The sequence below is a fragment of the Phaeobacter sp. HS011 genome (assembly GCF_018101215.1).
Taxonomy (GTDB): Bacteria; Pseudomonadota; Alphaproteobacteria; order Rhodobacterales; family Rhodobacteraceae; genus Phaeobacter; species Phaeobacter inhibens.
The window spans coordinates 310,739-324,964 of sequence record NZ_JAGEUF010000004.1 but is presented as its reverse complement, the minus strand read 5'-3'; the positions used below and the strand labels follow the sequence as shown (position 1 = coordinate 324,964).

Sequence of the window (14,226 nt, the reverse complement as noted above, 5' to 3'; positions counted from 1 at the left end):
GATCAATCCCCCGCCGCACGACCCCGTAGGGCAACAATCCCACGCGGCCTAAATTGAATGAAGATAATGATCAGCACGATCATGTAGGTCTGTGCAGCAAGGGTATTGGAGGGATTGAACCATTCGATCCCCTTCTGAGAGAAGCCGATCATCACAGCGCCTGCCAGGGTCCCCCAGATGCTACCGACACCGCCGACAACAACTGTCATGAAACTCTGCACGATGTAGTCGTTGCCCAGCTCCGAGGTGACCTTCGCAAACAATCCGATCGCCACGCCCGCAATCCCCGCAATGCCAGACCCCAAACCAAAGGTCAGCATATTCACGCGGTCTGGATTGATCCCCATTGATGCTGCCATATTGCGGTTCTGGGTCACGGCCCGGGTTTCCAATCCCAGACGTGTGCGACGTATGATGAACAAAAGCAGCGCGAGAAAGCCCAGCGCCAGAACAAAGATCGCAATACGAATATAGCTGATCGATACCACATCGTTGACGATCCACGCGCCATCCAGCCAGCCCGGTGCAGTCAGCGGACGCGCTTGTGTGCCGAAGATGTTCTTGGCCAGCTGTTGCAGCGCTATCGAAATGCCGAAAGTAGCGAGCAGCGTCTCCAGAGGACGGTTGTAAAGCCATCGGATCACCAACCGCTCCATCGCAATCCCCGCGCCAAAGGTTACGGCAAACGCAGCGGGGATCGCCACAAGAATGGAAAGCGTGTGATCCGGGATCACCAGCTGGATCACATAGCCAGTGTAGGCGCCCATCATAATGAACTCACCATGAGCCATATTGATGACTCCCATCACGCCGAAGGTGATCGCCAAGCCGATCGCTGCGAGGAAATAAATGGAAGCCAGCGATATTGCATCAAGAGCGAGATCCGCCGCTTTATGGAAGGCAACCTTGCGGTTGCTCTGTGCCAGCGCCATCTCCGCTGCATCTGTCACGGCAGAAGAGGCCTCATTGTAGGTATCGACGAACTGATAACGGGCAACTGTGTCAGTCATGTTCGACAATGTTGGACCAGGGCGTGCTAACCCTGAGGCGGCCAGCGCGCCGTAAGCTCTCCGCCGCGTGGACATATCCGAGAGCTGCGCCAGAGGAATGCCTGCCACACGTCCGTCAACAATATGCGCCTCAAGCGCCAGTCTGATCTCATCGTTTTGCAACCGCGGCTCGGCGAACCCTCTGGCAACCAACGCCGCATAGGCGTCGGCTTGGCTGAAGTCTTCACCTATACGACGTTCGGCTGCGACATTTCCAGTCGCTGGCTCTCCCTCTGGATAGATCTGCAGCGAGGTGTCCAGCAGCGGGTTCAGGGCCGCGCGCACATCAACACCCAGATCGCCCGACATCTCTTCTATTGCGGCAACCCGAGCCTTGAAGTCGTTATCAAAACGAATGGTCAGCAAGCGCTCCTGACGCTGCTTCAGCACGCGCAGGTCGTCGTCGGTTTCGCTTCGGATAGAGGCCCGCAGAGGCTCCAACGCTTCCGCCGACGGATCACGCCCAATTGAGGAAACCGCAGCCCTACGGATTGCCGCCACCGGATCGTTCAATTGGAACCGCACCAGAGCAGTGCCAATCAGGGCCCGCACGCCAGAATTGGGTTTGATCTGTTTGAGCTCCGCCCTGCCAACAGCCCCGACCACAGCTCCACTGTCCAGATCCGTCAGCTCATAGCGGCTATCGCCTATCGTATCACCACGAAAGAAAAGCCCATCCGACTTGCGCACGACCAGTTTTTTGCCCTGCCACAGCTGCAAAAGCGTCTGCACGTCTCCCAGACCACTCTGCGCAACCGCGTCAATGGCGGGTTGAATCGTCCGTCGCGAACTGGCGATGATTAGGTCAGACTGCGACTGCAGAAGTTGCTGAAGGGGCGCATCCGGCGTCGATGATATCTCGGTTTGAGGCAAATCCGATGGCGGCATCGTCTGCGCCATGGCAGCCAGACAGCCCCACAGAACAAGCAGACCAGCGGCGAAAAACCGTGTCATGATAGGGATCATTTCCATTCAAGGAGAGCGAGGGTGGAAGGGGTCTCCCCCTTCCTTTTGTCCTGCGAAATCAGTAGTTAGACAGTGTCTGAACGCAGCTCTTGGTCTCGGTATTGTACATGCCGCAGCCAAGATCTTTCCAGTCCGAGGTCAAAACCGCAGATTCAGGCAGATAGTCCGTCCAGGCATCACCGGGCATCTCTTCGGTCTGGCTGATGATATCGAATTGGCCGTTATCCAAAATTTCGCCAATCAGAACCGGCTTGGCGAGGTGATGGTTAGGCAGCATGACAGCTGTACCGCCCGTCAGGTTCGGAAATTCCTGCCCATACATCGCAGTTCGCACCGCGTCGACATCAGTGCTGCCTGCTTCTGTGGCAGCATTCACCCACATGTTGAAGCCGATGTAATGGGCTTCCATGGGGTCATTCGTGACGCGCTCATCGCCCATGCGCGCCTTCCATTTCTCAACAAAGGCGCTGTTGGCCTCTCCCTCAGCGGACTGGAAGTAATTCCAGGCAGCCAGATGCCCAACAAGATTGGAGGTATCCAGGCCCGACAGCTCTTCCTCTCCCACGGAGAAAGCCACCACAGGGATATCATCCGCGCTGATACCAGCCGCTGCCAGTTCCTTATAAAAACCAATGTTCGCATCGCCATTGATAGTGGAGATTACACCAACTTTCTTACCGTCCGCCCCCAAGGCCACGACATCCGCGACAATCTTCGACCAATCAGAATGACCAAACGGCGTGTAGTTCACAAAGATATCACTCTCCGCGACCCCCTTCTGATCCAGGTAACTGGCTAGAATATTATTGGTCGTCCGCGGATAGACGTAATCTGTGCCGAGCAACGCAAACTTCTCAACGCCAAGCTCTTCCAGGAAATAATCCGTAGCCGGGATCGCCTGCTGGTTTGGCGCCGCGCCGGTATAGAACACATTGCGCGAGCTTTCCTCGCCCTCATATTGCACTGGGTAAAACAGCAGGCCGTTCAGCTCCTCAATCACTGGTAACACCGACTTCCGGCTTACCGAGGTCCAGTTACCAAAAATCACATCCACCTCGTGCACGCTTAGCAGTTCGCGGGCTTTTTCCGCAAACAGCGGCCAGTTCGACGCGGGATCAACCACAACCGGCTCCAGCTCACATCCCAGAACGCCACCCTTGGCGTTCTGCTCGTCGACCAGCATTAGCATGGTATCCTTCAGCGTCGTCTCAGAGATTGCCATCGTACCGGACAACGAGTGCAGGACGCCTACCTTAATCGGGCAATCTGCAGCCAAGGCCCCGGTTCCAATGGTCGTCATCGCCAAGGCTACTATGGTGGCCGTCGTTGCCGGAACGAATTTTCGGGTGATCATATAGTCTCTCCTCGCCGGAACGGCGGCGGATCCCTTGCGCCGGAGCGCCGGATTTCCTACCTGTACCGGGCAGCTTCGTGTTGCATCCGTGTGGCGGCTGGCGAGATCGCAAATTCCTCCGGTCGTCACACATCCACGATCTCCGCGCATTGCGCTTTCGTGGATGAGCTGAGCATTCTGCATCGCAGCGATTTTCGCAAACGCGTCGCGAAAGTGATCTGGCGCGAACCATGTGCGCGCCTTTTTTTTCAGCAACAATCCTACAATTGGCCTCTATTTTGCGCAGGGCTTGACGCAAGATGCCGAATAATCCGCTTTGCTCTGGCGATGGGTCTGCACTGTGATGAAATCAGCAGCATGACGCCCATACCTTCATCTCAATGCCAGCAATCGTACTGGCCGGACCGTGCGTGTGAACTGCCTGTAATCCGGGACCAGCACGCCGAAACGGCACCTACCGCAGCAGTACAACCAGCGCCCCCGCGCGCAGTTGGAGATATCTCAGTCTCAACCAAGCGGCGTGGCAGCGCATCGGTCCTGGCCGGGCTCAGGCAGGTCGGCTCGCTGAAGCTCTTGTTTCCGCGCACCAATGGCGCTGAGCTGCAGGGGGTGATCGTCAATACTGCGGGCGGTGTGACTGGCGGTGACCAACTTGATCTGAATGCGACTGCTTGCACCGGGACATCGCTGACCCTCACCACCCAAGCCGCCGAACGTGCCTATCGTGCACAGCCTGAAGAGACGGGTATGATCCGCAACGTGCTCAGCGTTGAATCCCAGGCCAGCCTCGCTTGGCTTCCCCAGGAAACGATCCTGTTTCAAGACTGCAACCTAGACCGAACCCTCACCGTCGATCTACACGCACAGTCCCGCCTTTTGTTGTGTGAAACGCTGGTTTTTGGGCGGGCCGCCATGGGCGAGAAACTGACCAGAGCCAGCCTGAATGATCGCATCGATATTCGTCGCAGCGGACGCCCCCTGTTTCTGGATACGATACGTCTGCAGGGCGATGTCGCCGCACATCTGGCCAAACCGGCAATAGCCGGTGGAGCCGGAGCCGTTGCAACTCTGGTATACATCGCGCCCGATGCCCAAGGCAGGCTTGATCCATTGCGCGCACAACTGGGTCCTACCGCCGGTGCCAGTTTAATCGGCGACGACCTTTTGATCCTGCGTGCCCTCGCTCCCGACAGTTTCGCCTTACGCCAGATGCTGCTGCCTCTTCTCCGAGACCTGTACGGCGCTTCCCTTCCCCGACCTTGGATGATCTGACATGAATCTGACCCCGCGTGAAAAAGACAAACTTCTGATTTCCATGGCGGCAGAGGTGGCCCGACGCCGCCTCTCGCGCGGCGTGAAGCTGAACCATCCCGAAGCCATCGCTCTGATAACAGATGCGGTAGTCGAAGGCGCGCGCGACGGTAGATCAGTCGCCGACATGATGGAAGCGGGTGCGCAGGTCATCGCCCGCGACGACTGCATGAACGGAGTCGCCGAGATGATCCACGACATCCAGGTCGAAGCAACCTTCCGCGATGGCACCAAGCTTGTCACCGTCCACAACCCCATTCGCTGATCCACATCCAGGAGACCTAAACCCATGACACCGCACCCTGCATTATTCTCTCTCTTGATACTGATCGGCAGCCCTGCCCTTGCCCATAGCGGGGCACATGTTCATCCCCACGGCGCCGAAACTTGGCTTCTGGCGGCCTTGGTCGCGACTGTCGTCATCGGCTGCGCTAGCCTTCTGTGGCGGCGCAAATGATCCCCGGCGAGCTTTTCCCCGCTATCGGCCATCTGGAGCTGAACCCGGATCGCCCTGTTACCCATTTGATGGTGGCAAACACCGGCGATCGGCCGATTCAAGTCGGGTCGCACTACCATTTTGCCGAAGCAAACCCGGCGCTTGACTTTGACCGGAATGCCGCACGCGGCCGGCGTCTTGATATCGCCGCAGGAACAGCCGTGCGGTTTGAACCAGGCCAACGCCGCGAGGTGCCACTGATCCCGATATCCGGTGCGCGGCGCATCTTCGGTTTCAACGCTGCCATCATGGGGGATCTCTGATGCCATCCCAGATTTCACGCACCGATTACGCGGCCATGTTCGGCCCAACAGTGGGCGACCGTCTGCGCCTGGCAGACACCGATCTGATAATCGAGGTGGAGCGCGATCTGATCGCTGAAGCCAGCGGCACCAATAACGCTCCCACCTATGGGGAAGAGGTGAAATTCGGTGGTGGCAAGGTGATCCGCGACGGCATGGGCCAATCTCAGACCAGCCGCGCCGAGGGGGCCGTCGACACGGTCATCACCAATGTACTGATCGTGGACCATAGCGGCATTTACAAGGCCGATGTGGGCCTGAAAGATGGGCGCATCGCTGCAATTGGCAAGGCGGGCAACCCGGACACACAACCCGGTGTTACGATCATCGTCGGACCGGGAACCGAAATCATCGCGGGAGAGGGACGGATCCTGACCGCAGGCGGGTTTGACAGCCACATCCACTTTATCTGCCCCCAACAGATTGAGGAGGCGCTGCATTCCGGACTAACGACCATGTTGGGCGGCGGCACCGGCCCCGCACATGGTACCCTCGCCACCACCTGCACGCCGGGACCGTGGCACATCGGGCGTATGCTGCAGGCGGCTGACGCCTTTCCCATGAACATGGCCTTTGCAGGCAAAGGCAACGCATCACAGCCCCGCGCACTGGAAGAGCAGATCACCGCAGGTGCCTGCGCAATGAAGCTACACGAGGACTGGGGCACCACCCCGGCTGCCATTGACTGCTGTCTTTCGGTCGCAGATGCGATGGACGTGCAGGTGATGATCCACACCGACACGCTGAATGAATCTGGTTTTGTCGAACATACCGTCGCTGCACTGAAGGGGCGCACCATTCATGCCTTCCACACCGAAGGCGCGGGTGGCGGACATGCCCCGGACATCATCAAGATCTGCGGCGAGGCGCATGTTCTGCCCTCCTCCACCAACCCCACACGTCCGTTTACCGTCAACACCATCGAAGAGCATCTTGATATGCTGATGGTCTGTCATCACCTCGACAAGTCCATCCCCGAAGACGTCGCATTTGCCGAAAGCCGGATCCGCCGCGAAACCATCGCAGCCGAGGATATCCTGCACGACATGGGCGCATTTTCGATTATTGCCTCAGATAGCCAAGCCATGGGCCGGGTGGGAGAAGTTCTGATCCGCACCTGGCAAACCGCCGACAAGATGAAAAAGCAACGGGGGCGCCTGCCGGAAGAGACCGGCGAAAACGACAACTTTCGCGTCCGCCGCTATATTGCCAAATACACCATCAACCCTGCCATTGCCCATGGCATTGCCCATGAAATCGGCAGTATAGAAGTGGGCAAGCGGGCTGATCTGGTTCTTTGGAACCCTGCATTTTTTGGCGTAAAGCCGGAAATGGTTCTGCTTGGTGGGTCTATCGCCATGGCGCAAATGGGCGATCCCAATGCCTCGATCCCGACGCCGCAGCCAGTCTATTCACGCCAAATGTTCGCAGCCTTTGGCCGTTCGGTGGAAAACTCATCCGTCACCTTTGTTTCAGAGGCGGCCGAGGCAGGCGGAATTGGTCAAAACCTTGGTCTCGCCAAACAGACCTGCGCAGTCAGGAACACGCGCAACATCGGTAAATCTGACCTGAAACTCAACACCGCCCTGCCAGAGATCAAGGTCGATCCCGAAACCTATGAGGTCCGTGCAGATGGCGAGCTTCTGACCTGCGCCCCGGCCGACGACCTGCCGATGGCCCAGCGCTATTTCCTTTTCTGACGGAGCCTTCCCATGTCCCTCCCCCTAAGCCAACACAAGATCCACGCGCATGATGCCGATGACCGGATCACCCTTAACTATGAGGATCGGTTTCTACGGCGCAAAGTGCTGACCAGCGATAGCGGCCTGCGGTTTCTGGCGGATTTTCCATCCACGCAATCGCTTGATGCCGGAGACGCCTTTGTGCTGGACGACGGGCGCAAAATCGGCGTCCGTCCGGCAAAGGAGGAGCTGCTGGAAGTCACGGGAGACCACATCCTCCGTCTGGCCTGGCATATAGGCAACCGTCACATGCCCTGCCAGATAGAGACCAATCGCCTGCTGATCCAGCGCGACCATGTAATCCGCGACATGCTACAGAAACTCGGTGCAGCATTGTGCGATGTGGTCGAACCCTTCACCCCAGAGGGCGGGGCATATGGCCATGGCCGCACCCACAGCCATTCACACTCCCATGCACATGGCGAAGGGCACACGCACTCCCATGCCCACTGATGCACAATTGCTGACCCTGGCGCAGTGGTTTTCGCCCGGATATCCGGTGGGGGCATTCAGCTACTCGCACGGGTTGGAATGGGCGATGACCGCCGATGCGGTCAGTACAGCACCAGAATTGCAGGACTGGATTGCAACAGTTCTAAGGGACGGCAGTGGCTGGTCTGATGCACTGTTTCTTGCTGCGGCCTATCACGCCCCGAATACTGATGCCGTGACGCAGATCGACGCTCAGTGCCGGGCCTATGCACCATCCCTGGAACGCCTTCGCGAAACTGACCTGCAGGGCGCGGCCTTTTGCCAAATCACCCACAGCGTGTGGCTAGAGACGGACCAGAACGGCATCCCCGCCAAATTCACCTATCCCGTCGCTGTCGGCTTTGCGGCAATCTGCTGTTCAATGCCCTTGCAGGCGACCATCGCGCTGTACCTGCAGGCCTTTGCTGCAAACCTTATCGCGGCAGGTCAGCGCCTTGCCCCAATCGGACAAAGCGAGGCGCAGGCGTGCCTTCACGCCCTTGCGCCGCTTTGTCAGGACATTGCCGAGCAAACCAACGAAGGCGACCTCGGGCAGCTGTCTTCTACCAGCTTCCTCGCCGACATTGCCGCAATGAAACATGAATCCCAGCATTCAAGGATCTTTCGCACATGACCACTCTCAACGGCCCCCTGCGTATTGGAATTGGTGGACCGGTCGGCGCAGGCAAAACCACCCTGACTGCTGCGCTGAGCGAGGTCTTTCGCGACAGCCACTCAATCGCGGTGATCACCAATGACATCTACACCCAAGAAGACGCCGAAGCGCTGATGCGCCAGCAGATCCTGCCACAAGACCGGATTCTGGGAGTGGAAACCGGCGGCTGTCCCCATACCGCTATTCGCGAAGATGCATCCATCAACCTTGGCGCTATCGCAGAAATGCGCGAGCGTCATCCTGATCTTGAGGTCATCCTGATCGAAAGCGGCGGTGATAATCTATCGGCCACATTCAGCCCGGAGCTCGCCGATCTGACAATCTACGTTATTGATGTCGCCGCAGGAGAAGAAATCCCGCGCAAAGGCGGTCCTGCAATCACCCGCTCGGACGTTCTGATCATCAATAAAACCGATCTGGCCCCCCATGTCGGCGCGGATCTATCAGTGATGGAGCGCGATGCGAAACGCATGCGAAACGAACGCCCCTTTGTCTTCGCCAACCTCAAGGCTCGCGACGGTGTCGACGCCATCCGCGCGCTGATCTGCGACTTGGGCGGTATGAAATAAGGCGGCACGCAGGTCCCTTCCAAAACGCAAGCGCCCAGTCAGGGTTCAACCTGAGCGTGCTCTTTAGCGGCTCGTCGGCATGCCTGGCGAAAACACAGCATCCACACCTGTGAGAGAACCGATACATCCCCATCCCGGGGTGATTCGCCGGTTTTGTGAACATGTGATGTAATAATAGAAATGCGTCACTACGGCTGAGACCTGCGACAACTGCCTTTGTAGATCAACAAGTTGATACGCCCGGCCATCGTCCTTGAACGCACTTAGTTTCAGTTTGGAGGTTTCTGATAACCCCTTGAGCACGCGCGCGTTATTCGCACTTAGCGCGGACTGGATCTATCCAACCCTGCGATCTGGACATACGGTCGTGGCGGCATTTTTTTCAGCGTTTGCGTGCACGGCACAACCGTAGCGCAACTGGATCACACTCTGCTTCCGTCAGAAAGGTCGCATTCTATGCTGAACGAAGAACAAGCCGCCATCCTGGAAACCTCTGTCATTGCATATGACGCGATCTTTGCGGATCTGGGACCGGAGGCGCGGGACTCGTTTCGCGATACGGTTCAGACATATCTTGAATCCGGGGTCGCCATTCCAGAAGTCAAATCGATCAGCAAGGCGACCAATTATTCGAACTGGAACTACAATCTGGTCAAAAGCCTGAAAGGGAAAATCGCCGGCAAGGATCTGACCGGTGAGGATGAAGACAACAATGTCGAAGCCCAATGGGCGGAGTTTGTCGCAAAAGACCTGAAGATCGTTGGTAAGATCGTCGCGGCTGTCGAACAGCAGTATGCTGCTGGCGAACTGGCAAACACCAATGAGCAGTTCATCAATTCGATCAAGGGCAATGTCACTGACGATATTTCGAAACTGAAGGTTGAACTGGATGTGCTGCGCGCACAGCATGACCGGCTGAGTGATCCGAACCACCCCGACTTCGATGCGCCGGCGGCCGAAAAAATCAGCAAGGAAATCGATCGCACAGATGCTGTGGTGGATGCTGCTGAGAGCCTTCAGACAAAGCTCGCAACCTTCGAAAAAGGCGGCGATATTGCCGAACACACCGCTGGCCACGCGGAGTATCTTCAAGCCCGCATTGATGCGCTGGAGATCTCCCGTCAGGAAAAGCTTGAGGAGTACAAGACCTATGCTGCCGAGACCTACACCGGCAGTGATATCCTTGCAGCCGACAAGAAGGCCGAGCTGGAGGCGGTTTCGGCAGAGTCACTTGATCTCATCAATCTGAAAGAAAAGACCGAGGGGTTTGAGGAATACAGCAGCACCGTGCGCACGGCTTCGCTGAAGGCGGGTGTTAATGTGCTGAGCACAGCACAGGCGATCTCGGCATTTGCGGTCAAGCCGGACAATACGCCAGAGGGCCATGCCGCCAATGCCGGTTTCCTGGGTGAGGCCGCGCTGGGGGCCGGTGGCGATATTCTTGAGGCCGCAGGGCATCTCAAATTTGCCAAGGGAGCCAAGGGTTTTGCAGCGCTGTCATTGGTTGCCGGAGCCGCCGGAAGCTTCGTGCCGACCGCCAAGCTGCTGGCGGATCCCAATTTGCCAGATGAAACCCGCAGGATGGTACAGGCTGAGGTCGGTCTTCAGGGTACGGCGCTGGCCTTTGCGACGGTTGAAAACGTGCTTGGTATTGCGGAACTGGCCGTGAAGGCAGGCAGCAAGGCTGCCAATGTGCTTGGCAAGGCGGTGCCAGTGATTGGCGCCATCGGCTCGGTTGTCGGGGCCATCAACCCGGCAAAATGGGCCGAGTTCGAGCAGAAACAGGACCGGATCGACGCGATCCAAAAATCTGATACCTACAGTTCGGGTCTGCTTGGCGATCTGTTGCAGGAATCCAAGGACGCAGAAGCCGCTTTTTATGGTGTGACCACCGGGCTTGATGTTGTCACGGGGGTGACCTCTGGCGTACTGGCCGCGACCGGCGTGGGCGCGCCCATCGCGGCTGCGGTCGGGCTGATCGGTGGCGCGATTTCCGCAATTGTCGGGGCGTTTGAACAGGTCGCGCTTGAAGCGATTGCCGACAAATACGCCGATAAGATCAGGACCGATGAGAACGGCAATCCCCAGACTGTCGAGGAGTTCTTTGACGGCAGTTTCGATCAGAAACAGGAAAAGACCAAAGCCCACTACACCGACTTCTTCAGTGATCTGGTCGCCGATGAAGACATTGATCAGGTGATTGCACTGGGGGGACAGGGGCTTGACGTCACCGATGTCGAGCTGGCTGCGATCAGCAAGACCAGCGGCGAGCTGAACCAGACCGCCAAGAACTATGTCGAGACCTTCACCAACAACGGCTGGCTGAAGGGCGACCGTTCGCTCACGCCGACTGAAGGCAGTGATATCAACGTCATTCAGCTGGCCAACGCCAATGGCGCCAAATCCTATCTGACCTTCACAACGCCGCTGTTCTCCGCCGGAAATGAGGAAACAAGCCGCACAGAGACCGGTAAAAACGAATATCAGACAACGCTCAAGATCACTGATCTGTCGGGCTGGAATATCCGCGACTACGGCAATAACCAGACGACCTTCAACATGAGCAAAGTCGTGTCGAGCGCCGAGGATCGCATGGGCAACAAGATGGAGATCGGGATCGAGATCGATGCGGGCGGCGGCGATGACACCCTGTTCTCTTACGAAAGCCAGGTCACCTTCGATGGTGGCAGCGGGCGGGATACTGCCTCCTATGCGCGGCTGTCAGAAAGCGAACTGTCCCGGGGGCTGTCGATCTCCGAGTCCGGCGGCAGCACCTATGTGACTAAGAACCTCAAAGCCGGTTCAAAATATTACCAGGAATCCATCGACTCCCAGACAACCAATCACGGCAAGCGCACCGAAGTTGTGCAGTTCCGCAAGGTTGGGCTGGATGAGCGCAGTGAGGCGCATTCCGTCAGAGACACCCTTAGCAATGTCGAGATTCTGCATGGCTCGTCTCTGGGCGATTACATGTATCTCGACACCTCGACCCAGCTTGAACAGGTATTCGGCTTTGGCGGTGATGACCGGATCGACGTCGGCGCAGCCATTCAGGTTGTTGGCGGCGGTGAGGGTGACGATCTGATCAACCTCGACCACGCGCTACTGGAGAGCTACTGGAGCGGTCAGAAGGAGGAGCTCTATCTTGATGGTGGCGCAGGTGACGGAGACACCTTGGGCCTGAGCTCCGAGACATTCAAACGTTTCGTAGACGAGTTGGAAACTGACCAGATCCGCGAACAGACCGCATCTGAGATGGCCGAAGCCCTGATCCCGCTGGTGACCGACAACCGGGATGAAGAAGTTGCCAAAACCACGGCTTCCCTCACCAATATCCTGCGCAGCACTGATGACACTGCGCTGAAACGACTCAACGTCTGGAACACCGAAGCCGCGCATATCACGCTGGAACAGGAAGGCGCCGAAGGGGACACTATTGTTCATTCTCTGTCGGATTACCGCGAGGCGATCAACAACGGCATTACCAATGTGAATGCCGACGGGACCACAACTGAGCTGGATATCAGCGTTGATGTTATGTGGAATTCACGGTCTGTCGCAATCTTTGGAACGGAGCACAACGATACGATCAGGGGCTCGGGGGAGGACGATTATCTCTATGGCGGCGCCGGAGATGATCACTTCACTTATAACCAGATTGGTGGCGGCAACGATATCCTGGTCGGAGGCGAAGGCCGGGATGTCTACAATATCACCTATTTCCCGGCCAGCTATGGAGGCGGTAGCCAGGGTCACCACCTGATCACCGGTCCAGAAGCAGAAGACATCAAAGGTGACGTCCTCAACATCCATATGCGCGAAGACGGGGATATCTGGTTCAACTCCTACGGTGACGATCTGGTCATCTCACTTGGTGCGCATTCCTCTTTTACCGTTCAGGACTACTTCATCAATCTTCAGGGCCTGAGCACCAGCACCCAAGTTTCCAGCAGCAGCTGGCAAGGGTGGACCACCCAAGACGGGCTGTCGCAGGCGGACCTTGATACCATCCTGCAGAACGGCAACAGCGCCAGCACCTTCCGGGTCAATGTGGTCACCTCCGATGGTACGGAGGTGAATTTCCGCCACGGTGCGCTTGGGGCTTTCGACAGCACCTCAGCCGCGGCACCCAACAACGACTTCAGCACCCTGCGCGCAAATTATCACGCGTTCCGGAATTCGGATGACGTTTGGGCAACGCACCGTGACAACGACGACAGCCAATACAGCAGCACCTTCGCCGATGCGTTGGGACAGGCAAGGGATGCCCAGACCGGCGGCGCAGTTCTGACCGCCGAGGGGCTTGCGACATTAGAAGACATGCTTGCCAACCGAGACGGCAGTTACAATGTCCTGCTCGGAGACGCGGGCCAGAACAAACTGGTCGGCGATATGGACGCGAACCTCATTAGGGGCAGTGGGGGAGCCGACACGATTTCAGGTGGCGCTGGGAATGACCTGATCGACGGGGGTGCCGGTGCCGACAATCTGGATGGCGGAGCGGGATTTGATGTCCTCAGCTATGAGGGCGCCACCAATGGCATTGTTCTGTATTTTGACAACCCGGCTAAGGGCTGGACTTCGTTGGTCGCTGACATTGTGAACGACAACGTAACACCATCCAGTGAGAGCATTGAAAACTTTGAAGGGGCCGTCGGAACCAGCTTTACCGATATTTTCGTTGGTAATGACGGTGCGAACTTTTTCAAAAGCGGCGATGGCAATGACGTTATTTCCGCGTACGGCGGAGATGACACAATCCATGGCGGCGAGGGTACCGATACGCTGCACGGCGGCGATGGCTTTGATGTGCTGAGCTACGAGGGCCATTCAACCGCGGTGCGGATCAAACTGACTGAGCAGACCTCGGAGTTCATCCCCTCGCCGACCAACTATGTTGCCGGTGATCATATTTCCGGGTTCGAAGGCGTCATTGGCTCTGATTTCGATGATGACCTGAACGGCACCGCAGGGCGCAACCTTCTCGAAGGCGGGGCGGGTAACGACCGGCTTTCCGGGGGAGACGGGTTTGATACCTTCGTCTTCCGCGCGGGCCATGGCATGGACCGGATCACTGACTTCACTGTCGGTGAAGACAAGCTGATGTTTGATTTCGGCGGATCGGTGGATGGCTTTGACATCTCGGTCATCGAAAGCGCAAATGGTGAAGAGACCCACACCCGTATCCAAACCGTAGACGGCGGCCTGATCGATTTGTTTGGCGTGGAAATTGATGAGCTGGGGGCGACTTCCTTTGTCTTCGTCTAACGTCACGACCGCAAGACCGTCA

General features: G+C 57.5%; 10 protein-coding genes. 8 read left to right on the top strand and 2 right to left on the bottom strand.

All coding sequences use genetic code 11. The annotated features are described in order from the left end of the window. Positions 1 to 2: 2 nt before the first annotated feature. Together urtB and urtA are read right to left on the bottom strand one after the other, a co-directional pair. A complete protein-coding gene (gene urtB / locus J4721_RS09875; RefSeq protein WP_247656030.1) occupies positions 3 to 2,003 on the bottom strand; it encodes an urea ABC transporter permease subunit UrtB in 2,001 nt (666 codons plus the stop codon). Positions 2,004 to 2,073: 70 nt separating this feature from the next. Further along, complete coding sequence (gene urtA / locus J4721_RS09870; protein WP_102870874.1) at positions 2,074 to 3,315, bottom strand: urea ABC transporter substrate-binding protein; 1,242 nt, start codon at positions 3,313 to 3,315, stop codon at positions 2,074 to 2,076. A 213-nt stretch (positions 3,316 to 3,528) separates the two neighbouring features. Here urtA and J4721_RS09865 point away from each other — a divergent pair, with 213 nt between their 5' ends. The 8 genes from J4721_RS09865 (at position 3,529) to J4721_RS09830 (ending at position 14,204) form a co-directional block, all read left to right on the top strand. Next, on the top strand, positions 3,529 to 4,641 hold the full coding sequence (locus tag J4721_RS09865) for an urease accessory protein UreD (protein WP_371816067.1): 1,113 nt from the start codon (positions 3,529 to 3,531) through the stop codon (positions 4,639 to 4,641). A gap of 1 nt (position 4,642) precedes the next feature. Further along, a complete protein-coding gene (locus J4721_RS09860; protein ID WP_102875127.1) occupies positions 4,643 to 4,945 on the top strand; it encodes an urease subunit gamma in 303 nt (100 codons plus the stop codon). A 188-nt stretch (positions 4,946 to 5,133) separates the two neighbouring features. Then, a complete protein-coding gene (locus tag J4721_RS09855) occupies positions 5,134 to 5,439 on the top strand; it encodes an urease subunit beta (protein ID WP_102870686.1) in 306 nt (101 codons plus the stop codon). Next, on the top strand, positions 5,439 to 7,178 hold the full coding sequence (gene ureC, locus J4721_RS09850) for an urease subunit alpha (protein ID WP_211002540.1): 1,740 nt from the start codon (positions 5,439 to 5,441) through the stop codon (positions 7,176 to 7,178). The genes J4721_RS09855 and ureC overlap by 1 nt, the downstream gene beginning before the upstream one ends. A gap of 12 nt (positions 7,179 to 7,190) precedes the next feature. Continuing rightward, a complete protein-coding gene (locus tag J4721_RS09845; RefSeq protein ID WP_102875130.1) occupies positions 7,191 to 7,673 on the top strand; it encodes an urease accessory protein UreE in 483 nt (160 codons plus the stop codon). Continuing rightward, positions 7,663 to 8,325 carry an urease accessory protein UreF gene (locus J4721_RS09840; protein WP_102875131.1) on the top strand — a complete coding sequence of 221 codons (663 nt, stop codon included), beginning with the start codon at positions 7,663 to 7,665 and terminating at the stop codon, positions 8,323 to 8,325. The genes J4721_RS09845 and J4721_RS09840 overlap by 11 nt, the downstream gene beginning before the upstream one ends. Continuing rightward, positions 8,322 to 8,936, top strand: coding sequence for an urease accessory protein UreG (ureG, locus tag J4721_RS09835; protein ID WP_027248405.1), 615 nt, complete (start codon positions 8,322 to 8,324; stop codon positions 8,934 to 8,936). The genes J4721_RS09840 and ureG overlap by 4 nt, the downstream gene beginning before the upstream one ends. Positions 8,937 to 9,392: 456 nt before the next feature. Then, complete coding sequence (locus J4721_RS09830; RefSeq protein ID WP_211002541.1) at positions 9,393 to 14,204, top strand: hypothetical protein; 4,812 nt, start codon at positions 9,393 to 9,395, stop codon at positions 14,202 to 14,204. Positions 14,205 to 14,226: the final 22 nt, after the last annotated feature.

Coding starts and splice junctions, on each gene's coding strand:
- urtB (WP_247656030.1), bottom strand. CDS start 2,003: ATGACACGGTTTTTCGCCGCTGGTCTGCTTGTTCTGTGGGGCTGTCTG.
- urtA (WP_102870874.1), bottom strand. CDS start 3,315: ATGACGACCATTGGAACCGGGGCCTTGGCTGCAGATTGCCCGATTAAG.
- J4721_RS09860 (WP_102875127.1), top strand. CDS start 4,643: ATGAATCTGACCCCGCGTGAAAAAGACAAACTTCTGATTTCCATGGCG.
- J4721_RS09855 (WP_102870686.1), top strand. CDS start 5,134: ATGATCCCCGGCGAGCTTTTCCCCGCTATCGGCCATCTGGAGCTGAAC.
- ureC (WP_211002540.1), top strand. CDS start 5,439: ATGCCATCCCAGATTTCACGCACCGATTACGCGGCCATGTTCGGCCCA.
- J4721_RS09845 (WP_102875130.1), top strand. CDS start 7,191: ATGTCCCTCCCCCTAAGCCAACACAAGATCCACGCGCATGATGCCGAT.
- J4721_RS09840 (WP_102875131.1), top strand. CDS start 7,663: ATGCCCACTGATGCACAATTGCTGACCCTGGCGCAGTGGTTTTCGCCC.
- ureG (WP_027248405.1), top strand. CDS start 8,322: ATGACCACTCTCAACGGCCCCCTGCGTATTGGAATTGGTGGACCGGTC.
- J4721_RS09830 (WP_211002541.1), top strand. CDS start 9,393: ATGCTGAACGAAGAACAAGCCGCCATCCTGGAAACCTCTGTCATTGCA.